The 22,989-nt window shown below is 36.6% G+C and carries 21 protein-coding genes and 1 riboswitch; of the genes, 1 reads left to right on the top strand and 20 read right to left on the bottom strand.

What is annotated here, in order from left to right:
* Window positions 1-52 precede the first annotated feature (52 nt).
* The 17 genes from MHI39_RS06225 to MHI39_RS06145 all read right to left on the bottom strand — a co-directional run bounded on the left by MHI39_RS06225 (window position 53) and on the right by MHI39_RS06145 (window position 20,153).
* Window positions 53-1,048 (bottom strand): homoserine dehydrogenase, encoded by a 996-nt coding sequence (locus MHI39_RS06225; RefSeq protein ID WP_342540908.1) that lies wholly within the window; start codon window positions 1,046-1,048, stop codon window positions 53-55.
* Window positions 1,049-1,098: 50 nt separating this feature from the next.
* Window positions 1,099-2,394 (bottom strand): O-acetylhomoserine aminocarboxypropyltransferase/cysteine synthase family protein, encoded by a 1,296-nt coding sequence (locus tag MHI39_RS06220; RefSeq protein ID WP_259549318.1) that lies wholly within the window; start codon window positions 2,392-2,394, stop codon window positions 1,099-1,101.
* Between the two features lie 190 nt (window positions 2,395-2,584).
* Window positions 2,585-2,697, bottom strand: a riboswitch (SAM riboswitch).
* 193 nt (window positions 2,698-2,890) lie between these two features.
* Window positions 2,891-4,030, bottom strand: coding sequence for an aminotransferase class I/II-fold pyridoxal phosphate-dependent enzyme (locus MHI39_RS06215; RefSeq protein ID WP_071976511.1), 1,140 nt, complete (start codon window positions 4,028-4,030; stop codon window positions 2,891-2,893).
* Window positions 4,031-4,182: 152 nt separating this feature from the next.
* Entirely contained in the window at window positions 4,183-5,628 is a 1,446-nt protein-coding gene (cls, locus tag MHI39_RS06210; RefSeq protein WP_342540907.1) for a cardiolipin synthase, read from the bottom strand.
* Between the two features lie 161 nt (window positions 5,629-5,789).
* Window positions 5,790-7,097 (bottom strand): peptidoglycan DD-metalloendopeptidase family protein, encoded by a 1,308-nt coding sequence (locus tag MHI39_RS06205; RefSeq protein ID WP_342540906.1) that lies wholly within the window; start codon window positions 7,095-7,097, stop codon window positions 5,790-5,792.
* Window positions 7,098-7,185: 88 nt separating this feature from the next.
* On the bottom strand, window positions 7,186-8,070 hold the full coding sequence (ftsX, locus tag MHI39_RS06200; protein ID WP_071976514.1) for a permease-like cell division protein FtsX: 885 nt from the start codon (window positions 8,068-8,070) through the stop codon (window positions 7,186-7,188).
* Complete coding sequence (gene ftsE, locus MHI39_RS06195; RefSeq protein WP_058002930.1) at window positions 8,060-8,746, bottom strand: cell division ATP-binding protein FtsE; 687 nt, start codon at window positions 8,744-8,746, stop codon at window positions 8,060-8,062. Before ftsE ends, ftsX begins: the two co-directional genes overlap by 11 nt.
* Window positions 8,747-9,086: 340 nt before the next feature.
* Entirely contained in the window at window positions 9,087-9,464 is a 378-nt protein-coding gene (gene cccB, locus MHI39_RS06190) for a cytochrome c551 (protein WP_242598216.1), read from the bottom strand.
* A gap of 408 nt (window positions 9,465-9,872) precedes the next feature.
* Window positions 9,873-10,974 (bottom strand): peptide chain release factor 2 gene (gene prfB / locus MHI39_RS06185; protein WP_152984724.1). Its coding sequence is split into 2 segments (ribosomal slippage): window positions 9,873-10,901 and window positions 10,903-10,974, totalling 1,101 coding nucleotides; the frame shifts between segments, so codons are not numbered across the junction.
* A gap of 86 nt (window positions 10,975-11,060) precedes the next feature.
* The gene (secA, locus tag MHI39_RS06180) at window positions 11,061-13,574 is read right to left on the bottom strand and encodes a preprotein translocase subunit SecA (RefSeq protein ID WP_058002933.1); all 2,514 of its coding nucleotides are present in this window, start codon (window positions 13,572-13,574) and stop codon (window positions 11,061-11,063) included.
* Window positions 13,575-14,019: 445 nt separating this feature from the next.
* Window positions 14,020-14,442, bottom strand: a complete 423-nt coding sequence (locus MHI39_RS06175; RefSeq protein WP_235813251.1) for a hypothetical protein — start codon at window positions 14,440-14,442, stop codon at window positions 14,020-14,022.
* A gap of 132 nt (window positions 14,443-14,574) precedes the next feature.
* A complete protein-coding gene (locus MHI39_RS06170) occupies window positions 14,575-15,108 on the bottom strand; it encodes a chromate transporter (protein WP_058002934.1) in 534 nt (177 codons plus the stop codon).
* Window positions 15,105-15,665: a chromate transporter gene (locus MHI39_RS06165; RefSeq protein WP_071976517.1), complete on the bottom strand. Its 561-nt coding sequence runs from the start codon at window positions 15,663-15,665 to the stop codon at window positions 15,105-15,107. Before MHI39_RS06165 ends, MHI39_RS06170 begins: the two co-directional genes overlap by 4 nt.
* Before the next feature lie 128 nt (window positions 15,666-15,793).
* Window positions 15,794-17,398, bottom strand: coding sequence for a gamma-glutamyltransferase family protein (locus MHI39_RS06160; RefSeq protein WP_251345446.1), 1,605 nt, complete (start codon window positions 17,396-17,398; stop codon window positions 15,794-15,796).
* A gap of 407 nt (window positions 17,399-17,805) precedes the next feature.
* Complete coding sequence (locus tag MHI39_RS06155) at window positions 17,806-18,255, bottom strand: Lrp/AsnC family transcriptional regulator (RefSeq protein WP_071976519.1); 450 nt, start codon at window positions 18,253-18,255, stop codon at window positions 17,806-17,808.
* Window positions 18,256-18,398: 143 nt separating this feature from the next.
* Entirely contained in the window at window positions 18,399-18,950 is a 552-nt protein-coding gene (gene raiA / locus MHI39_RS06150) for a ribosome-associated translation inhibitor RaiA (RefSeq protein ID WP_071976520.1), read from the bottom strand.
* A 204-nt stretch (window positions 18,951-19,154) separates the two neighbouring features.
* The gene (locus tag MHI39_RS06145) at window positions 19,155-20,153 is read right to left on the bottom strand and encodes a phosphotransferase (RefSeq protein ID WP_342540905.1); all 999 of its coding nucleotides are present in this window, start codon (window positions 20,151-20,153) and stop codon (window positions 19,155-19,157) included.
* Between the two features lie 245 nt (window positions 20,154-20,398).
* Here MHI39_RS06145 and MHI39_RS06140 point away from each other — a divergent pair, with 245 nt between their 5' ends.
* Entirely contained in the window at window positions 20,399-20,674 is a 276-nt protein-coding gene (locus MHI39_RS06140; protein ID WP_259549308.1) for a hypothetical protein, read from the top strand.
* Window positions 20,675-20,836: 162 nt separating this feature from the next.
* Here MHI39_RS06140 and MHI39_RS06135 read toward each other — a convergent pair whose 3' ends face one another.
* The 3 genes from MHI39_RS06135 to flaG all read right to left on the bottom strand — a co-directional run bounded on the left by MHI39_RS06135 (window position 20,837) and on the right by flaG (window position 22,958).
* Entirely contained in the window at window positions 20,837-22,135 is a 1,299-nt protein-coding gene (locus MHI39_RS06135; protein WP_342540904.1) for a globin-coupled sensor protein, read from the bottom strand.
* 46 nt (window positions 22,136-22,181) lie between these two features.
* On the bottom strand, window positions 22,182-22,463 hold the full coding sequence (locus MHI39_RS06130) for a late competence development ComFB family protein (RefSeq protein WP_058002941.1): 282 nt from the start codon (window positions 22,461-22,463) through the stop codon (window positions 22,182-22,184).
* Between the two features lie 123 nt (window positions 22,464-22,586).
* On the bottom strand, window positions 22,587-22,958 hold the full coding sequence (gene flaG / locus MHI39_RS06125) for a flagellar protein FlaG (RefSeq protein WP_058003003.1): 372 nt from the start codon (window positions 22,956-22,958) through the stop codon (window positions 22,587-22,589).
* Window positions 22,959-22,989: the final 31 nt, after the last annotated feature.

The following is a 22,989-nucleotide window of genomic DNA, read 5'->3' as shown; positions in this document are numbered from 1 at the left end:
TTTCTAAATAGTTGTCATTTCCTAAATAAAAAAACTGGCGAAGTCGCCAGTTTTACATTTGCAATGCAGGGATTTTCTCCTGTAACTGTTGGTGTTGGACTATTTCAGCAAAGTCCTCAATCATCGCACTCGCTGTAGGCATTTTCCCAGCTCCAGGTCCTTGTAATGTAATATTTCCAACCAAGCTTGCTTCTAGTGCAATGGCATTTTCGACACCTTCAATCGAGTACAGTGGGTGATTACTGTCCACAATAATCGGCTTCACAGAAGCTTTTATCAGCTTGCCTTCTTTATAAATCTCCGCAATATGTTTATATCTTTGACCTTGATGCTCTTTTTCTTCTATTTGTTGCTGGGAAATCGAAGTGATTCCTTCAATTTTCACTTCAGACCAGCATGGCTGTTCACCAAATACAAGTTGACTTAATATCATTAATTTACAAAAGGCATCTTTTCCACTAATATCATTCGTCGGGTCAGCCTCCGCATAGCCTTTTTGCTGTGCTAAATGAAGAGCTGCCTCGAATGACAACTTGTTCTCTCTCATTTTTGTCAAAATAAAATTTGAGGTGCCATTTAGTATCCCTTGAACCTTTGTAATTCGATTAACTTGCAGCAATCGTTGGATGGTTCTTATAATTGGAACCCCACCAGCCGTTGTTGCTTCAAATGCAAGTTTTACATTCCGTTGCTTTGCTTTATGAATTAATTCCTGCCCATATTTTGCAAACATGACCTTATTAGCTGTAATCACATGGATGCCCTTATCAATTGCCTGCTTCAAATACGTGTAACCTGGTTCCTCTCCTACAATCGCTTCAAAAACTACATCCAAATCACGTATATTAAGAATCTCTTCGAAATCTGTTGTGACAAGTATATTCGACTCAATGTGTCTCTTTTTATTTTTATCCCGAATCAATACCGCAACAATTTCCACCCTTACTCCCAGCAGTTCATTAAGCTGCTGTTGATGGGAGTGAATTGCAGTATAGACACCTTCACCAACCGTTCCAAAACCTAAAAGCGCTGCCTTTATGACTGACATTAAGAAATCCCCCTTATTCGCCTGACCGACTGTGCAAAAATTTACTATTTCTATACTGTGACACTTGTTGCTTTTACAATCGCTTGATCTAAATCTGCTGTTAAATCCTCTACTGCTTCCAAGCCGACCGAAAGGCGAATCAGTTCCTCTGTTACACCTGTTAGTTTAAGATCCTCTGCATTAAGCTGTTGATGGGTAGTAGATGCAGGATGGATAATTAAAGATTTTGCATCCCCCACATTTGCAACATGAGACCATAATTTTATCTCATCGATGACTTTTCTTCCTACTTCCCGACCACCTTTAATCCCAAAGTTGACAATGGAACCAAATCCACCTTTGAAATATTTAGTTGCAAGCTCATATGATGGATGTTCCTCTAGTCCTGTATAATTAACCCAAGCAACGGCAGGATGATCTTGTAAAAATTGGGCAATCTTCAATGCATTTTCATTATGCTTTTGTACACGTAGATGCAATGTTTCAAGACCTTGTAATAATAAGAATGCACTATCAGGACTTAAGCTAGCACCGAAATCACGCAATAACTGCACACGAAGTTTTGTGGCAAATGCTGCTTGAGGCACATCAATGCCATATCGAAGGCCATGATAACTTTCATCCGGCTCTTTAAAATAAGGGAATTTATCACTATTCCAATCAAATTTACCTCCATCAATCACGACACCGCCGATTGTCGTACCATGTCCGCCAATCCATTTAGTAGCGGAATGAACAACAATATCAGCACCCCATTTTATTGGATTAGATAGATATGGTGTTCCGAAGGTATTATCTATGATCAACGGAATTCCATTTTCATGGGCAACATTTGCTACTGCCTCAACATCTAAAACATGTAGGCTTGGATTGCCAATAATTTCTGCAAAAAGAGCTTTCGTTTTTGGTGTGATTGCTTCCCGAAAATTTTCCGGATCAGTTGCATCAACAAATTTCACTTGAATCCCATATCTAGGAAGCGTCGTTGCAAAGAGATTAAAAGTCCCGCCATAAAGATTTCCAGCAGCGATAATTTCATCTCCTGCACTAGCAATATTTAAAATAGAAAAAGCAATGGCGGCCATCCCTGATGAAAGTGCAACAGCTGCTGTTCCCCCTTCCAAAAGGGCAATACGCTGCTCAAATACATCAACCGTTGGATTGCCAATTCTTGTATAAATATAGCCAGGTTGTTCAAGGGCAAATAACCCTTGGGCATGATCTGTATCTTTAAAAACATAGGATGTCGTCTTATAAACAGGAACAGCCCGTGAACCTGTCGTTGGATCAGGCTCCTGTCCCCCATGAAGTAATAACGTTTCTGGTTGATAGTTTTCATTTGTCATTTTGAATTCCTCCTAGATCTTTTTATTATTCAGGTGAGGCTAAATAACATTCAATGGCTAATAACATTAAGCCGCTTAAACTAGGTAAGGTTCATTGAGTAATTCCTCTGTTGTGGGATTTGAGAAGTATGGAATGAGGGGAAACAAAAAACCCTCTTCATAAGAAGAGGGCTTATTATATCAGTTCCTCCCCTTATCTTTCAGATCTAATTGATCTGTAGGAATTAGCACCTTTTCAAGCACGAATGCTTGAAGGTTGCCGGGCTTCAAAGGGCCTAGTCCCTCCGCCGCTCACGATAAGAGTGATTATTAAATTTAGAAAATTTTAAATTGCTCTTGTTTTGCATTATAAAAGATGGATGAATAGTTCGTCAACCTTTTTTCTATTAAAAAAACTTTTTAGTGGATATTTCTTTCATCCCTTTAAAACAGCCGCTAAGTGAAAAGGCATGACTTTTTATCAAAGTAGCAAACGATACTAAACTTGATACCAATCTTATAATGCGGCTTCTATCGCACGCTTAAATTGCTTAATAATATCTGCTGAATCTTCTATTCCTACCGAAATGCGAATAACCCACTGATTGATTCCTATGCTTTCTTGCTCCTCTAAAGTAAGACTACGATGAGATGTTCCAAACGGATAGGATACAGTTGTTTCCACTCCTGCTAATGTAGGAACAAGTTTTACCCAGCCTAAAGAGGAAAAAAACTGATGAATATCTACAGCTTCTCCTAATTCAATTGTAACTATCGCACCATTTCCCTTAGTTGATAGATTTTCTGGATAGTAAACTTTTTTTACATTGGAATGATTCGTTAGGCTTTCTGCTAACAGTTGAGCATTAGTTGCTTGGCGCTCCATTCTTAATGCAAGTGTTTTTAACCCTCTACTAGTAAGCCATGCTTCAAAGGGACTTAAATTTGTACCCAAATTAACTACCTTTTGTCTTGCTTTTGCCATCAATGCTTCTGCTCCAACAACTACGCCAGCGGTTACATCACTGTGCCCACCTATATATTTCGTTGCGCTATGAGCCACAATATCCACTCCGTCCTTAAAAGGCTGCAATAAATATGGAGTTGCGAATGTATTATCTACCATTGTGCAAAGCTGAAATTCCTTTGCGATTCGAACCAATTCAGTCACGTTTTCTATCCGTAAAAATGGGTTGGTTACTGTTTCGGAATAAAGAAGCTTTGTATTTGATCGAATCGCCTTTCGAATCATTGAAGCATCTTTAAAAGGGATAAATGTGGTTTCAATTCCAAGTTCCTTTAATTCGTGTTTTAATAAATGATGGGTTCCGCCATATATATCATCTGCCGCAACAATATGATCGCCAGCAGAGGCGACAGCTAATATCCCTGCTAAAATAGCGGAGAGTCCTGAGGATGTAGCAACACCATCAGGTGCACCTTCTAATCTTGCAACAGCTTGTCCTAATTCATCTGTATTTGGGTTACCAGTCCGGGAGTAGAGATATGGAATATTCCCTTGATAAAACTCTTCTAATGCCTCCAATGATTGAAACGTAAATGCAGAGGTCTGATATATTGGTGTTGTTTTACTATGTATATTCGAGGTATTTATTAAAGAATTATGTACAATTGCTGTTTCAAATGATTTCTCCATTCAATTAGCACCCCATATCCATTTAGTTAAGTAATTGACACTAAAGTTAAAATATTTTAAATTGTACGCCTTCTGTAGACTTTTGTCAAAATCAGTTTACAAACAACAAAAAGAGGGCTACCCATTTCTCGGGCAACCCTCTTTTCGTAACGTTATAAAATCGGAGATAATAATCTAGAAATGGACTCCTTAAAACGAATCCATTTCGGACGTAATAGATATTCTTCTAATGTTAATTCCTTTGATTTTCCCATATCATCCATGTATATTTTTTCGAGTTTCTTTGAAATATGATGACTATATAAAAATGCATTAACCTCAAAATTTAATCGGAAACTTCGATTATCAATATTTGCTGTTCCGACAGTCGCAATTTTCCCATCGACCACTAACATTTTCGCATGAATGAATCCATTATCATAAATATAAACCTTTGCACCAGTTTTCAATAGCTCACCTACATAGGAATAGGTTGCCCAATACACAAACATATGATCCGGCTTATTAGGGATCATTAACCTTACATCGACACCAGATAGAATAGCAATTTTTATAGCATTTAATAAACTATCGTCGGGGATAAAGTAAGGTGTTTGCATGAAAATATACTTTTTGGCAGAATTGATCATTTTAATATAACCATTTTTAATTTGTTCCCATTCTGAATCAGGACCACTAGATACAATTTGAACATCGGTGTAACCTATAGATGAAATGTCAGGGAAATATCTTCCCTCATACCTGATTTCTTTTGATGAAGCCTGATTCCAATCAAGAATAAAGCGTGTTTGCATAGCATACACAGCTTTTCCAGTAATTTTCAAATGAGTATCACGCCAATATCCGAATCGCTTATTTAAACCTAGATATTCGTCACCAATATTGAAACCACCGATATAACCAATATTTCCATCAATAATGGCTAACTTTCTATGATTGCGAAAATTTACTCGTAAATTAAGCATCGGGATTTTAGCTGGGAAGAATGAAGCGACTTGTCCCCCTGCATCGACTAGTGACTTAAAAAATTTACGTGGTAGTCTTCTTGAGCCCATATCGTCATAAACGAAACGAACAGTTACTCCCTCTTTCGCCTTAATCGTCAGCAGTTCTACGAGCTTCTGACCTAATAAATCATCACGGACGATGTAATAGAGTAAATGAATATGATCCTTTGCCTTTCTTATATCCTCAAAAAGTGATTGAAATTTGTCATCCCCATCAATAAAAATTTCAACATCATTATCATGGGACATAACCGCATCATCATTGACAAGAAGCATATAAACAAGTTCTTTATATTGAACAGTACGTTCATCATGGAAAGGAAAATTATTATTTCTGAGCATATCTATTTGGCGCTGAGATATTTCTTTTATCCCAATTTTCTCTTGATCTTTCCAATAAAAAATTCTTCTTCTGCTTAAATTTTGTCCAAAAATTAAATATATAATAAATCCAGCAACAGGTATGAAAAGTAAAACTAACAACCACGCCCAAGTTGCACCTATATTTCTCCGTTCTAGAAATATAACGATACCTGATAAAATAAAATTTAAAATGAAGAAGAATGCTAACAAAATCGTAAGAATTGTCATCCTGAACTCCTTTAACAAGATCCCATATTTCTCGAATAAATAAACTCACCAGTATCATACCATATAAAGTTATCTCAGGCACCATTTACACATTTAATAAGTTTTTATACATGTATTATGTATAAAAAAAGCCACATCATTATTGATGTGACTTTTAATCTTTAGAAGCTGATATAGTTCCTAGGGTTAACTGCATTTGAGTGGGATGCTGTCCATGGACCGACATAGAATTCAAAATGTAAATGCTGGCCATAGGCTTGTCCAGTACTTCCCATGTATCCGATGATTTGTCCTTTATGAACCGGAGTTGAATCCCCAACAAGACGCGAACTCATATGTGCATAAACCGTTGTGTAAATTTGTCCATTAACTGAGTGCGTAATAAAGATAGCATTCCCGTAGCTTGAAGAAAAGTATGATCTTGTAACTACTCCATCACCTGCTGCGACTATTGGAACAGTACCTCCCTTGGCAATATCAATCCCAGAATGGAATCCATCTGCATCAAAGGAACGATTACCAAATTCCGAAGAGATATATCCTTGTGCAGGTCTCATAAATGAACCAGATGAAACCGGTGGTGTACCTGAGGAACTACCTCCACCAGAATAAGAGTGCTGACTCTGCTGCTGCTGTCTTTGTCTTTGTCTTTGTCTTTGTTTTGCAAGTCTCTCTTGTTCTGCGATTCGATTTTTTTCTAATTTTATCGCCTTTTCAATTGCAGATTTTTGCGCTGATAAAATCGATTGCTCTTCTTCTAAAGAGAGTTTATCATTTTCGAGCTGCTTCTTTTGCTTGCCAAGCTCTTTCATAATTTGATTCTTACGAGCTTTTTGTTGATTCATTTCAATCTTCATTGATTGTAATTTAGCTTGCATTTCTTCAAGGGTTTTTAGCTTCTTCTCAACATCTGCTTGTTTCTTCTCTAATTCAGCCTGATCTTTTTTCTGTTCTTCAATAATTTGTTTATCCGCATTTACTAATGTCGTAACAGCAGACATTCGATCTAATAAATCGGCAAAACTGTCTGATCCTAAAATCACATCTAAAAAGTTAACGGAACTTCCACCATTTGTCTGAATGGCACGAGCACGTTGATCTAATAATTGATTTCTTTCTTCGATTCGTTTTTTCAAGACACTGATTTCTGTTTTTAATTTGTCAATAGCTTGTTGAGCTTCTTTAATTTGTTGTTGTTTTTCTTGAATTTGCTCATCTGTAGTCGCAATTTTAATATCTAGTGAGGCTAATTCATTTTCTAGTGTATTTTGCTTACCTTGTATTTCCTTAATGCCTTGATCTTTTTCATTAATATCAGATTTAATCGTTGAGCTTTTCGATTCAACATTCTTTTTTTGATTCTGTAAGTCTGATAGTTTCGAAGCAAATGCATCCGATTGGTAAGCGAGTACACTGCCAATTCCAAGAACAGATGCTAAAGTAATTGAAAGTAGTGAACGTCTTTTCAACCTTAATCCCCCTTAAAAAATTTCTATATATGTATATCTAGACTGTCTGAAGTATTGCTTAACAGACAGTCTATAAAAATGGTTTATTTTATATTTTTAAGAAACGACGAATGGACATCGTACTTCCCCAAATACCAATTAAAATCCCCATCAATAAGAGTAAACCAGTAACTTCAAATACGAATGGACTGAAATCCAGGATTTGTATTAATTGACTTTGTAACCTTGGTGCTAAGAAACTATGCAAGTAGTAATAGCCAACAGTAATAATGAGAATTGGCAGAATAGAACCAATAACACCTAACCACAGACCTTCCATTAAAAATGGCCAGCGTATAAACCAATTGGTTGCCCCTACTAATTTCATAATCTCAATTTCTTTTCGTCTAGCAAAAATGGTAATTTTAATCGTATTTGAAATAAGGAACATAGCTGTAAATAGTAAACCAATTACAAGAACTAGACCAACATTTCTACTAATTTTCAAGACATTAAATAGTTTTTCAACTTTCCCTTCGCCATATTTGGCAGATTCCACATGATCAAATTTCTCTATTTGCTTCGCCACGGATGGCGTATCTGTAGGTTTCTTCGTTTTTACGATAAATACGTCATAAAGAGGATTCTTTTGCTCAAAAAGCTCCATATCTTTCCCCATCGTCTTAATTAAGCTTTGAAGTTCCTCTTCTTTGGATGAAAATTTAACAGACTCTACTTGGCTTAAATTTTCAATTTTTTGTTTAAGGGCTTCTTGATCTTGTGCTTTTGCTGTTAAGTCGATATGAACTCGAACTTCTACATCATTTTCAATATCAGAAGCAATTTTATTCATATTCATCATAATGACGAAGAATACGCCTACTAGTAAAAGTGTTATAGTCACCGCACTGGCTGATGCAAACATCATCCACCCATTACGTCCTAAGCTCTTAAAACTCTCACGAAGATGCCGCCCGGCCGTTCTAGCTTTCATAACCGTAATCCCCCCGTTGTTCATCGCGGACAATGCGACCGCCCTCAATGGCAATCACTCGGTGTCTGATCGTATTTACGATTTCCCGATTATGTGTCGCCATTACGACAGTTGTCCCACGCGAGTTAATTTCTTGTAGTATGTTCATGATCTCCCATGATGTTTCAGGATCGAGGTTTCCGGTAGGTTCATCTGCAATAACCACTTGAGGAGTATTGATAATTGAACGTGCAATGGACACCCTTTGCTGCTCTCCTCCAGATAATTCTGTTGGCAGCATTCTTGCTTTATGTTTCAAGCCAACTAAGTTTAAAACATCCATTACTCGTTTTTTTATTTTACTTTGCTGTTCTTCAATTACCTCGAGCGCAAACGCTACATTTTCGAAAACAGTCAGTGTAGGTAAAAGCTTAAAGTCTTGGAATACAACACCTATTTGTCGACGGAAATAAGGTATACGACTATTTTTTAATTTACTTAAATTAACTCCGCTTACAACGATGCTTCCTTCTGTCGCTTTTTCCTCACGATACATCATTTTTATAAAGGTAGACTTGCCTGCTCCACTAGGTCCAACGACATAGACGAATTCTCCCTGTTTAATTTGGATATTCAAATTATTAGCGGCAATAATCCCATTTGGATATTTTTTATATACATTTTGCATTTCAATCATTTAATCACCTATACTTTGCGGATGTTTACAGTAGATATCCACTTTTATTTTGCCATAATATTTAGTAAAAACGTCATCTTTCGCAGTTCAATCGAATACTGACGGATCCTATCGAATTTAATCACAAACCTATTATAACATCATAAACCCCAATGTTAATGGTAAATTATATTACATTTATATTTCAGAGCTTGATTTTTCTATAAAAATTATACTTAATTCTTTCAAAAGTTCGCTATTTTTCTTAAAGGAAAATTAGTAAAAAAGTTCTATAATTTCCGATATTTTAGTCAAAAAAAAACCTGATGACGAGTTTCGACATCAGGTTTTTAAGAGTGTTTTATTTTTTAGATGCTAACCATCCGGCAACTGCATCAGCATCATCGCCAGAAAGAAGTCCACCAGGCATTACACCTTGATCACCTTTTTTACCATTCTTAATAATGTTAAGAATTTCATCTTTGCTATATTTTGATCCAACCTTTGTTAAATTAGGACCAACTCCACCTTCAAGGTTTCCACCATGACAGCTTGCACAGTTTTGGCTAAAGAGCTTTTCAGCATCTCCAGCATTCGCTGTATCGGTTGTTGTCTTTTCATTTGTTGTTGTGTCATTATTCTTTGTTGTGTCTTTGTTATTATCTTTGTCAGTACCACAAGCAGCCAACCCGAATGCTAGTGTAAAAATCATAACAATTCCTAGTAGTTTTTTGACCACTTCATTCAACCTCCTTGATTTTTGGAAAATAAATCCTATACTTTTACTATATACCTTCCTATTAGCTTTTGAAACCTTTCCCCATTAGCTAATATGTTGCCAAACCGTGACAAATGCAGTGATATCAAGGTTTTCGCTAATTGTATCAACTTTATGAACTCTCTTTGAGGATCACTACAATGTCAGGTATCCCTCAATTTTTGATTTTTTACAGATTGACTATGCTTTGATAATACTATCATGCGCTAACCCTGCACAAAAAGAGTCCAATAAAACCTTTATGATGATAGTTTTATCATACGGGGGTTGTTTTTATTCAAGATTATTTAGAAATAAAGTAAAAATGAAAGATTTTGTTTACATAAATAAACAAATCCTTCACCTAAAAAGGCAAAGGATTTTTATGAATTAAGATATACGTGAACGTAAATAAGCATTGATGAAATTATCAAGGTCACCGTCCATAACTGCCTGAACATTACCAACCTCTGTGTTCGTACGATGATCCTTCACCATTGAATATGGATGGAAAACATAGGATCTAATTTGACTTCCCCAACCAATTTCTTTTTGCTCACCACGGATTTCTGCAAGTGCTTTTTCTTTTTCTTCAATCTCGCGTTGATATAATTTTGCTTTTAGCATTTTCATTGCTTGCTCACGGTTTTTAATTTGTGAACGTTCAGATTGACATGTAACAACTACTCCTGTAGGAATATGTGTTATACGTACTGCCGAATCAGTAGTGTTAATGTGCTGTCCTCCAGCACCGCTCGCACGATACGTATCAATTTTAATATCTTCCGTACGAATATCGATTTCGATTTCATCATCAAATTCGGGCATTACTTCACAAGACACAAATGATGTATGGCGACGTCCAGACGAATCGAAAGGAGAAATCCTTACAAGGCGATGGACTCCTTTTTCCGCTTTCAAATAACCATAAGCATTATGTCCTTTTATTAATAATGTGACACTTTTAATACCTGCTTCATCACCAGGTAAGTAATCCAAAGTTTCCACTTTAAAGCCTTTTTTCTCTCCCCAGCGGGTATACATACGAAGAAGCATAGAACCCCAATCCTGTGATTCTGTCCCTCCGGCACCTGGATGAAGCTCTAATATAGCATTATTTTTATCATATGGTTCACTTAGTAATAGCTGAAGCTCAAATTGATTCAAACGGTCAACTAAATTCGTTAATTCTGTTTCCAATTCTTTAAACAGCTCAGGATCATTTTCTTCTTTCACAAGGTCATGTGTTAATTCGAGATTTTCTTGTATATCAAGTAGATCCTTATATTCATTAACCATATCTTTGAGACCATTTGCCTCATTAATTATTGATTGTGCTCCTTGCTGATCATTCCAAAAATCTGGTTCAAGCATTCTTTCATCGAGCTCTGCAATCCTTGCCTCTTTGTTTTCTAAGTCAAAGAGACCCCCTAAAGTCCGCTAGTTTTTTAGCTGTATTTTCAAGTTCAGATCTTATTTCAAATAATTCCATTTTTTATCACCTCAGAAGTAAATTACATAGGACAGGTATGTTTCACCTGTCCCGTTGATATATAGTTCTTCGTTCATTAATTATAGTTACGCGTTTTTCCCATGGCATTGTTTATATTTCTTACCGCTGCCACATGGACAAGGATCGTTTCGCCCGACATTAACAGTTTTCTTAATTGGCTTTTTCTTCACCGTTTCCCCGTCTTCTTTCGGGTTAACAGCTTGCCCCTTAGCGACTTCCTCACGTTGAAGGTTATTGCGAATTTCCGCTTTCATTACATATCGAGCCGTATCATCTTCAATCGCAGCAACCATATTTTCAAACATCGCAAAGCCTTCACTTTGATATTCACGTAATGGGTCAACCTGTCCATATGCACGCAAATGAATTCCCTGTCTTAAATGATCCATTGCATCAATATGATCAATCCATTTTGAATCCACTGCACGTAACAGAATAACCTTTTCAAACTCACGCATTTGTTCAGGCGTTAATGACTCTTCCTTCTCGTCGTAACGAGCTTTTACCTTTTCCATAATAAGATCGACCATTTCCTCAGGATCTTTACGTCGTAATTGTTCAATGGTTATATCACCTTCTGGTAAAAGATTCGCATTGACGAAATCAATTATTCCTTGAAGATTCCAATTATCTTCATCTTCATTGCTTGGTGTATACAATTGCACATTACGTTCGATAACCGACAAGATCATCTTTTCAACGATTTCACGTAAATCCTCAGAATTTAAGACTTCATTCCGTTGATTATAAATAATTTCACGTTGCTGTCTTAATACGTCATCATATTGTAGCAACTGTTTCCGTGAGTCAAAGTTATTACCTTCTACGCGTTTTTGGGCAGATTCAACCGCTCTAGAAACCATCTTACTTTGAATCGGTTGTGAATCATCCATACCTAAACGCTGCATCATGTTTTTCATATTATCAGATCCGAAGCGACGCATTAATTCATCTTCCATGGAAAGATAGAATTGGGTAACCCCTGGATCTCCTTGACGACCTGAACGTCCACGTAACTGATTATCGATCCGGCGAGATTCATGACGCTCTGTACCAATTACCGCGAGACCACCAAGCTCTTTTATACCTTCACCAAGCTTAATATCGGTCCCACGACCAGCCATATTGGTAGCAATCGTTACAGCGCCTTTTTGCCCTGCCTCTGCAATGATTTCTGCTTCACGCTCATGGTTCTTCGCATTTAATACATTATGACGGATCCCTTTTTTCGTTAATAGCTTCGAAATCAATTCCGATGTTTCAATAGCAACCGTACCAACAAGAATCGGTTGGCCCTTTTTATGTCGCTCATGAATATCCTCGACAACTGCCCGGAATTTCCCTTCCATGCTCGCATAAATTAAATCGGGTCTGTCATCACGAGCAATCGGCTTATTCGTTGGAATGACGATAACTCTCATATTATAAATGTTGCGGAATTCCTCTTCCTCTGTTTTAGCTGTACCTGTCATACCTGCAAGCTTTTCATACATACGGAAGTAGTTTTGGAAGGTAATCGTAGCCATTGTCATACTTTCATTTTGAATTTCAACAGCTTCTTTCGCTTCAATTGCTTGGTGCAAGCCATCACTAAAGCGTCGACCTTTCATCATACGACCAGTGAATTGATCGACAATCACAATCTCACCATCTTGAACGACATAATCGACATCTAAATGCATACTCACATTTGCCTTTAATGCCTGATTAATATGATGGTTAAGTGTTACATGTGAAATATCAAAAAGATTTTCAATTCCAAAAGCACGTTCAGCTTTATTCATACCTTCTTCAGTTAATTGAACACTTTTTGTTTTTTCATCATAGGTGTAGTCTTCTTCTTTTTTTAATGTACGGACGAAAGCATTTGCTTGAATATACAGTGAAGTAGACTTTTGTGCCTGCCCAGAAATAATCAGCGGTGTTCTCGCTTCATCGATTAAGATCGAGTCGACCTCATCAATTACTGCGAAATGCAATGGACGCTGTACACGCTGCTCTTTATAAAGAACCATATTATCACGCAAATAATCAAAGCCTAATTCATTATTTGTACCATACGTAATATCTGCTGCATAGGCTTCTTGCTTTTCTTCACTTGACATACTGTTCAAGTTTAAGCCAACCGTTAATCCTAAGAATTCATATAATTCACCCATCTCAGTAGCATCACGGCTCGCTAAATATTCGTTCACGGTTACAACGTGAACGCCTTTTCCAGATAGAGCATTTAAATAAACAGGCATTGTTGCAGTTAAGGTTTTACCTTCCCCTGTCTTCATCTCGGAGATATTTCCTTCATGTAAGGAAATCCCGCCCATTAATTGAACATGGTATGGATAAAGGCCAAGCACACGACGTGCACCTTCACGAACTACAGCAAAGGCTTCCGTTAATAAATCATCTAATGTTTCTCCGTTTTGATAGCGTTGTTTAAATTCTTCTGTTTTTTCTCTTAGTTGGTCATCTGACAGCTTTTCCATATCGGAAGCTAACTCTTCAATTTGTTGTGCCATCTTATCGAGACGTTTGATTTCACGTTTATTTGCATCAAAAACTTTTTCTAAAAAAGCAACCATTTAGTAAACGCTCCTTTATATCTAAAATGTAAGGGATTTGTAATGTTAAATATATGTAGATTTTTACTAACATATCTACACTTTCCTTTGGAATAAATCCTCTTACAATACATCCAAATTTTTATACTAATTGAATTTTACCATTGTCTCCTATAAAGTGACAACTTATCAGCGAAAATGAACAATGATGTTCTTAGCTCTCAGTACTCAAAACTTTTGAAAAATGGATAGTATTCACTAATTTGAGGGGACCATTTCATCTTCGTAGAAGTTAATCTGAGATAGAATCAAGAGAAGCGAGTAGAAACAGCTCGGCGATAAGGGAGAAGAAATAGAAATATGTTAGCAGTGGCTGCTAATTCTTGTCTAAGGACTTTATTATCGTTATAAATAGAAAGGGGATGCTGAACCTAACGATCAGACATCCCCCACCACTTACATTAACTTATTTTTGTAATTCGATGCTTTTTAAAATATTTTGTCCCTCTTCATTTGCAATGTATTCAAAAGTAATTTTGTCACCACTTTTGAATTGATCAAGATTTACATTTGATTCTAAAGTATCAAGAACTAGTACTGCATCTGCAGTTTCCACTTCAATGGAGTGACCATCAGCTTGTCCATTGTATGTACCTTCAGCCTTCACAATGTTTTCATCAGAAGTGCCTTCTGTTTTTGATGAATTTTCTTCGGTTGTTGTTTGATTTTCATTTGTTGAATCTTCTTTATTCGTCACTTGATCTTGTTTTGCTGAAGTTTCTTCTTTTGTAGTTTCTTTTTCCTTACTTGAATCACTACTAGTTGTTGTTCCACAAGCAGCTAATGACAAAATAAGTAAACATCCTACTAAAATCTTCAAAAATTTCATTACACTTCACCCCATAGTTGTAGTCACCTCTAATCATACCAACCATAGAAAAATATTTAAAGACTTTTATGGTAATAGGCACCATTTACTCATCTTCTTACAACTTTATTCAAAGAAAATGATTAAATGGTGTCAGGAACCTAGGAAGATTGCCCCATACACGAGGGCACCACAGATAACATAGACAGGACTAATCTTCCACTTTTCTAGTAATAAAAGACTGACCCCTCCAAGGAAGACGGTATGAAAAATCCCGATGCCTTCATAGGAACTGGAAAAAAAGTCAATGGTCATGACGCCTAATAACACAGCAATAGCAGGCCGCACAAGCTTTGTCATGTTTTTTACTTTAGGAGATTCCTTAAATTTCAGCAACAAGCCTAAAAGGATAATCAATAATAGAATGGATGGGGCAACCGATGCGAATAATCCGACGAAAGCTCCGAAAATTCCGCCTTGCTGATAGCCAATAAATCCAGCTAACTTCGTTGCAATGGGGCCCGGCAATGCATTACCTAGTGCAACCATTTCACTAAATTCATGAACGGTGAACCAGCCATAGCGATCAACAACTTCATGCTCAAGAAGCGGAATCGATGCAGGTCCACCTCCATACCCTAAAAAGTTAGCCATAAAATTTGCGACAAAAATTTTCCAATAGATCATGATGCCTTCACCTGCTTATCTTTCTGTTTCTGACGAGAAAATAAAGCAGCTACCAACAGTCCTACAATTAAAATAGCAGGATGCAAGCCAAGTATTTGCATGATAATGATACTAATCACAAGAACGATTATTGTAGATATCCATCCCATAGAGTTTTTGGATTTTTTGATAAAATCCCATGTTAATGCCCCCAGCATGACGCCTGCTATTGGGACGACTGCTCGCGACATTCCTTTTACCCATGGCTTATCGTTATAAGCATGTAAGACCGTTAATAAAATGATCATCAAAATAACGGTTGGAATCACTGTAGCAATGACTGCGCTCATCATTCCCCAAAAACCAGCAACTCTCCAGCCTATATATCCAGACATTTTTGTATTAATTGGTCCAGGCAATGTATTTGCAAGCGCAAGAATATCTGAAAAATCCTCGTCGTTCATCCATTTATAGTTTTCAACTACTTCCCTATGCATCAATGGAATGGCCGAAAGACCTCCGCCATATCCAAGCATTCCCGCTCGAAAAAACGCAATAAATATATCCCAATATACCAAAACAAATCACAATCCTTTAAACTTATTAAAACTAAAATAAAGAATAAAAAGTATAAGAACATCTTTATAAAAGTTATTATCTATGCATTAGATTAATCCTCTTCATAAAAACATATTATAGCATTGTTTTACCATGCAGCGATTGCTCCATCTGTCCTTGATTCCGTTCCACCCATTAATACTCCTGTTTGAGGATTCCGCCAAATAATTTGACCACGACCGAAACCACCAGTATCAGACGCTACTTGAATCTGATGCCCTTTTCTAATTAACGCTTGAACAAGATGATTGGGGAAATGAGGTTCAACCATCACTTTTTTCCCATCCATCCATTGCCAACGAGGAGCATCTAATGCTGCCTGAGGATTTAAATGAAAATCGACTGTACTCATCACTACTTGAAAATGCCCTTGTGGCTGCATGAATCCACCCATAACTCCGAACGGGCCAATCGCCTCATTCCCTTTTGTCAAGAAGCCTGGAATGATTGTATGATAGCATTTCTTTCCCGGAAGTAAAGCATTAGCATGTGCCCGTTCAAGAGAAAAATCGAACCCCCGATTTTGAAGACCAATCCCTGTTCCAGGAATGACAATACCGGAGCCAAATCCCATATAATTGCTTTGTATAAAGCTAACCATATTGCCTTCAGCATCAGCCGTCGCTAAATAAACTGTTCCACCACTAGGCTGCTGGACAGGCTCAGGTGTGATCGCCTTATCATTAATTCGTAAACGATTGATATGTGCAAATTCATCAGACAATAAATATTCGGCTGAAATTTTCATATGCTTTTGATCTGTAATTACTTCCTTCGCTTCTGTAAATGCTAGCTTTATCGCTTCTATTTGTTTATGATACGTATCTATCGTATCTTTTTCAGTAAAATCAAAGCCACTAACAATATTTAATGCCATTAAAGCAAGTAAGCCTTGCCCATTGGGAGGAATTTCCCACACATCATAGCCACGATAATTCGTTGAAATGGGATCTACCCATTCTGCTCGATAGTTCTCTAAATCCTCTTTTGTTAAGAATCCATCATATTTTTGAATAAACTCTACGATTTTTTCAGCAAGTTCACCGCGATAAAAACTTTCGGCATTCGTTTCTGCAATGGATGTTAAAGTGGCAGCGTGGCCAGGGGAACTCCACATCTCACCAATGTCTGGGGCTTTCCCATTTGGAGCAAACGTGTCAAACCAAGGGTTAAACTGTTCCCCTTTTAAAGCTTCCTTAAAACGCGCATATGCCAATTGCCAATACTTTCCTAAAACTGGTGTTAAAGGAAACCCTTCCTTGGCATAGCGAATGGCTGGAGAAAACAGTTCTTTAAATGGTAATTTCCCGAATCTTTTTGAAAGCTCTATCCACGCAGATGGTACACCGGGCACAGTGATCGGAATAACCCCAAACTTTGGCATCCGCTCATATCCTTTAGCTTTGACAGCTTCAATTGAGATAGCTGCTGGTGCCGGGCCACTGCCATTTAGGCCATATAATTGACCATTCACCCACACAAGGGCAAAGGCATCCCCTCCAATTCCATTTGATGTAGGCTCTACGACTGTTAATGCAGCAGCAGTTGCAATCGCTGCATCAATCGCATTGCCTCCCTTTTGAAGAATTTCAAGGCCTGCCTGTGCTCCTAAAGGCTGTGAAGTTGCCACCATTCCTTTTCTTGCAAAAACAGTATTTCGAACTGATGAGTACGGTTGATATAGATGATCCATTTTCACTTATCCCACTCCCATAAAAGCGTTGGTTTTCATTTACATTCGATTATTAATTCTTACATATGATTAACAAACGGAATTTTTTCACTTAATTATGATTATATAGAAAATTGAATCTAAACTCCATATGGTTTGACTATTTTCTAAAACATTGTTGCTATTTAAGTAAAGTTATAACGAATAAATATCAACTGAGGACCTCTACACGTTTCATTTTACTGAGAGGAAAGATCTGCAAAACTCCATGAGAAACGCTGAAGCCTTGATTTAGTGTAAAAGCCACAAGTAGAGCGGTTACCAAAGCAACATACTTTATGAAACAACTTATAATCTTATTCGTACTTTCATTTAAGTCATAGTATGAACACAAAAAAAATACCAGGATCTAATTTCCTGGCATCATTCTATAATTTTAGCCCGCTACGACTTTTAAATCTTCTTAAGAGGATATTGCTTTCAACCCGAGTGATTCCTTGTAATCCGTATAATTCATTATTGATAAAATTTTCTAAGCTTGAAAAATCGTCTACAAGGACATGCATATGAAGAGTGCTTGGTCCTGTCATTTGATAACAGCTAGCTACACTCGGGTGTTCAGCGAGCTTTTGCGCTACTTCTACCAAGAAAGCAGGTTCACAATCCACTTCAAAAAAGGCCGAAACATGTTTCCCTACTTTTTCAGAGTTAATAACGGCAGTAAACTTTTCAATTACCCCATTGTTTATTAATTGATTGACTCGTTCCCTAACTGCAACCCTAGATAAATTTAATTGCTTTCCAATATCTGCATAGGACAATCGACCATTATCAGTTAATAACTCCATAATCTTTCGGTCGGTATCATCGATCTTCATCTTCCCACCACTTTATTCAATTTCTTGCAAACTCTATAATCTTTATCTTATCGTCTAAAAAAGGCTCTCTGAAAAGGAAAAGGGGTCAGACCCCATACCACAATTTATTGAAGTGATACATAGGGCCAGCCCCATACGACAGTTTACTTCGTTTCGATAAGACCATACTTTCCGTCTTTTCGACGATAAACAATATTCGTTTGATTCGTATCTGCATCTGTAAAGACAAAGAAGTTATGACCTAGCATATTCATTTGCAGAACCGCTTCTTCACTGTCCATTGGTTTGAGATCGAATTGTTTCGTTCTAACAACCTCAAGATCCCCATCATCCTCTACATCCGTTTGAGGACTTCCGTTTGTTGTAAAGAATTCCTTCGTATTCCCTTTTTCACGGAACTTCCGATTTACTTTTGTTTTATGCTTGCGAATTTGACGTTCTAATTTATCAACAATCAAATCAATAGCAGCATACATATCATTATTTATTTCTTCCGCTCTTAAGACTAATTGCGGTAGAGGAATGGTTATTTCAACTTTTGCCGTTTTATCTTGATATACTTTTAAATTTACATGTACATTTGCTTCTGGTACTTCGATAAAATATCGTTCAAGCTTACTTACCTTTTTCTCGGTATAATCCCGAATTGCTGGAGTTACCTCAATGTTTTCCCCACGAATGTTGTAGTTCATCATATGGAATCCTCCTTGTCATTTGGCTGCATTTTCCCTCAGCTTGTCTTTCAATACTGAGTGTGAAATGATGCCTTATAATTAAAGCTATGTTTATATATTTCTATTATACCCGTCCAAATTCCTGCTTAAAACGAAAGATTTTTTTGTCGAATTTGTCATATTTGAAAAAGATTGTCGAATCACTTATTTTTTTGTCATAATTGGTCATGTAAAAGATAAATCTACAATAGCTACTTCATTTTCAATTCTTTCCCTTATTTCCTTCAGCCAATGTAAAACACGTTCATTCCGATCTTCTGGTGCTACTTTTTTATTAAAAACAGCATATAAATCAATATCCCGCAGTTTTAAGAATAATGGCAGAGTTGTAAGCCATTCCCTTGTAAGATGATTTTCTTCATCATAGCCATCAAGGAAGGCATGCAAGAATTTTTGTGCAAACTGATTACGTTCCTCTCTTGTTCCATAAAAATGCTTTGAGTTTGTTGCATAGTATAATGGAATGGCAATATCAGAAACAAAGTATTGATAGCTGGCATCATCGAAATCAAATACTTGAATCATTTCTCCATCGTAAAAAAAATTACCATGATGAATATCCGTATGTATTAAGCCAAAGCTATTTCGTTCTTTCGGAAGTTCTTTTATGTTTTCAATTACTTTGTTTACCTTCCCTAGAAGCAACGCGTCTTCACCAATATAATATTTATCTAAATCAAGAAGATCATTTTCATCCCATTGGGCCCGTTGAACAATCCCTGGTGTTCGTAGATAATCCTTCGTATATTTATGGATCCTACCAATGGTTTTTCCCCATTTGTAAAATAATTTTTCATTGAACGATGGACCATCAACTTTAACCGGTTGACCTAATGCCTTTTCAAACAAGCTAGCAAAGAAATAACTTTGATTAGCTTCGAACGCTTCGACGGTATTGCCAACTGGAGAGGTAATTACATTAGGTATCTTAATCCCACAATTACATAAATATTGAATCCAATCAAGTTCAGATTCCAGTTCTTCCTTAGAACGATGGGAATGATGGGTTACACGAAGAATCTTTGGTGTATGGTTCTGATCATATACTTCAAAAACGTAATTTTCAAAATCGCCAAGCTTTTGGTAATCAGGCGCAAGATTAAACCTTTTTAGGATTTCCGTCAAAAAGGTTTCAGTGAATTGCATTTCAACCAATCGTTCCATATACCTTCCCCCAAAAATAAATCTAATTTTGAAAATTATAGCATATTACTCTATACTTTTCTGTATTTTTTGAAAACCCTTCCAATAACTTCATGAAACTAGATAAGCTTTTTAGAAAAATCTAATTGATTAGTAATTTTTTCATTATTAAATGAGACATTTACCCAGTCCATTTTCTATTCAGTTTCATACTATTTAGGGAATATGTAATAAAAATTCAAAGAGAAAAAAGAGGAGGATATTTGATGAACCCTGAATATTATCAAATCCCAAATTGGAATGTGGACTTGGATCAAAGGCAGTTTGGACGGCCATTTTTCGGAAGGCCTTTTTTTGGTAGACCTTTTTTTGGTAGACCTTTTTTCGGTAGACCTTTTTTCGGTAGACCCTTTTTTGGAGGGCCATTTTTCGGAGGATTTCTCGGAGGTCTAGCAACCACAGCTTTATTAGGACCTGCCCTTTATGGTGGTTATCCATATGGATATGGGTATGGGTACGGCTATCCTGGATATTACTGGTAAGAAATATATTTGTAAATAAAAGGCTCTTTTTTTAGACACGTTTAAACCTTTATTAGGATAAACAGTAACCAACTATACGAAAACACCCAACTAAAAATATAAGAGGGAATGGTGTGCACTGCGCCTCATTCCCTCTTTTCACTGATTACTTAATTTATACTGCTAAAATTTTTGAGAAAGCTTCATTAAATCCTCCGATGAACCGGAAATTTGCTCCATTAGCTTCGTAACTTGATGAATGATGTCAGATGTTTGCGTTAATTCTACCTTCGTCACACCACTTTGGTGTTTATTTTTCTCAGCAGCTTGAAGTATCTTTTCAAAAAATACATCCATATTGGAGATTTCTTTTGAGCTTTCTTGGGTCAAATGAGATACCTCTTCAACTGATGAAGTTACATCTTCAATCTGACTATTAATTCCTTCGATTAATGTTGAAACATTTCCGATGGATTTTTTTGTTTCTTCCGCTAGCTTTCTAACCTCGTCAGCAACAACAGAAAATCCTCTGCCATATTCTCCTGCTCTTGCTGATTCAATGGCTGCATTTAAAGCCAGTAAATTCGTTTGTTCAGCAATACTCGTAATAATCGAAATAATTGAATGCACCTGTTCTGAAGCCTTTTTTAAATCTTTCACTCGATCATTAATCGTTCTTGTACTTGTTTCGATATTATTAATTAATTGCTGCTCTTGATGTAATTTGTCTTTACTGCTATGCGCTTCATTTTCCATTATATTTGCAATTTCAACATTTTCATTGGCTACTGCAAGCATATCAACAGATTGCTGGTTTAATTGTGTCATAAACTCATTTGTTCGATCAGAGAAATTTGACAATGTTTCAGAAACATCGGCAATTTTTTGCTCTATTAAGATTCTCTCTTCCTCATGCTTTTTCCGAAATCTACGAAACTCTTTTTCATATGCCTCAAGGACAATTTGTTGTTCAAAATTAAGGAGTTTAGAAATACTTTTAATGATCTCAATCACTTTAGCCTTTGACTCAACATTTTCTTCCACAATTTCAATTAAGGAATAGAATAAATTTTGAAAGGCACCTAGATACCATTTAGGTTCTAGGCCGATTTGAAGGTGGATGATCGCAATTTTAATTCGTTTTTCAACAAATTCCTGATTTATCTTCCCTTCAAACATTTCACAAATATGTCGTCTTAATGTTTGACTCAATCGCTCGATACTGCTGTATTGATTAATGATTTCAAAAAGATTTGGCTGTTGTCCTAATGCTTTATAAAAATCGTCCACTATTTTTTCGATGTTTTGATCTACGAAAGTCTTAATTGATGCAATGGCGCGAATATCTTCCTTTGTAAAATGAATCATTTCCATTTGCTTCATTAACTCTTGATCTGACAAATCTAAGGATATTGACACTGGTAATCTATCTTGCTGTTTAACTGTACTCTTGCTGTTTTCTGTTTTTTTAAACCAACTCATAGGCTCCCCCTAGTATGTTAACAATTCGAATTGCTGCTTTTTTTACTTAGTCTACTCGATTCGAACAACGTTGATTTTTTGAAACTGTTTCTGCTGCTTGAAACAAAATGCTAATAATGTTCGCCGCTCCTTGACGGTCAGCAGTATAATAGGCGCGAACAAAAGGACTTGCTCCTTCATTTACAATATATTTAGGTGGTAAATGATTTAATGACAAAGCCATAACATCATCAATACAGCGTTCACAGGTGCATGGTAATCTTAATTGTTCCATATGCTCCATAAGTGCATTACGGACAATTTCCTCCATTACATTAAAAATAGGCATAATAATAACCTCCACAAGGAAATGTTGATTGTACTAAACCACAAAATTCCCTCTAAAAAAATTCCCTCATGAAAGGGCTGTCTGAAATGCAAAAAGTCAGACAGCCGCCCTTTTCTTCCGATATCAAATCTTTTTATCTACCATAATACCGAGAAATTCAGTCATCGCTGCATACATATCAAGCATTTTCTTAGAAGGAATCTCCTTCACCACTTCTTGTGTGGAATCATCGACGACTGTAACATAATACTCATTTAATTTATCATGAAACTCAAATTTCAGATGAGTATTCGATGCAGAAACAAATTCGTTCATGCTATCTACTACTTTTTCTAGCTTTGCTTTATCTTTTTCATTTACATTTGTTTCGGGATTGCCCCCATCTTTTTTTGGCAATTGAACTGGTTCTAATGCTTGATCATTTTTCATTTCTCCACGAGTGGAATTTGATATCGTTGAAATCGGTTGAACCTGTCCCCCTATACGGTCCATCATCTTTACCTCTCCCCTTTTGAATATTCTACCA

The organism is Heyndrickxia sp. FSL K6-6286, from assembly GCF_038630395.1.
Lineage (GTDB): Bacteria > Bacillota > Bacilli > Bacillales > Bacillaceae_C > Heyndrickxia > Heyndrickxia oleronia.
Note: the sequence above shows the minus strand (reverse complement) of the source record. Positions and strands in the feature narration are given on the sequence as shown.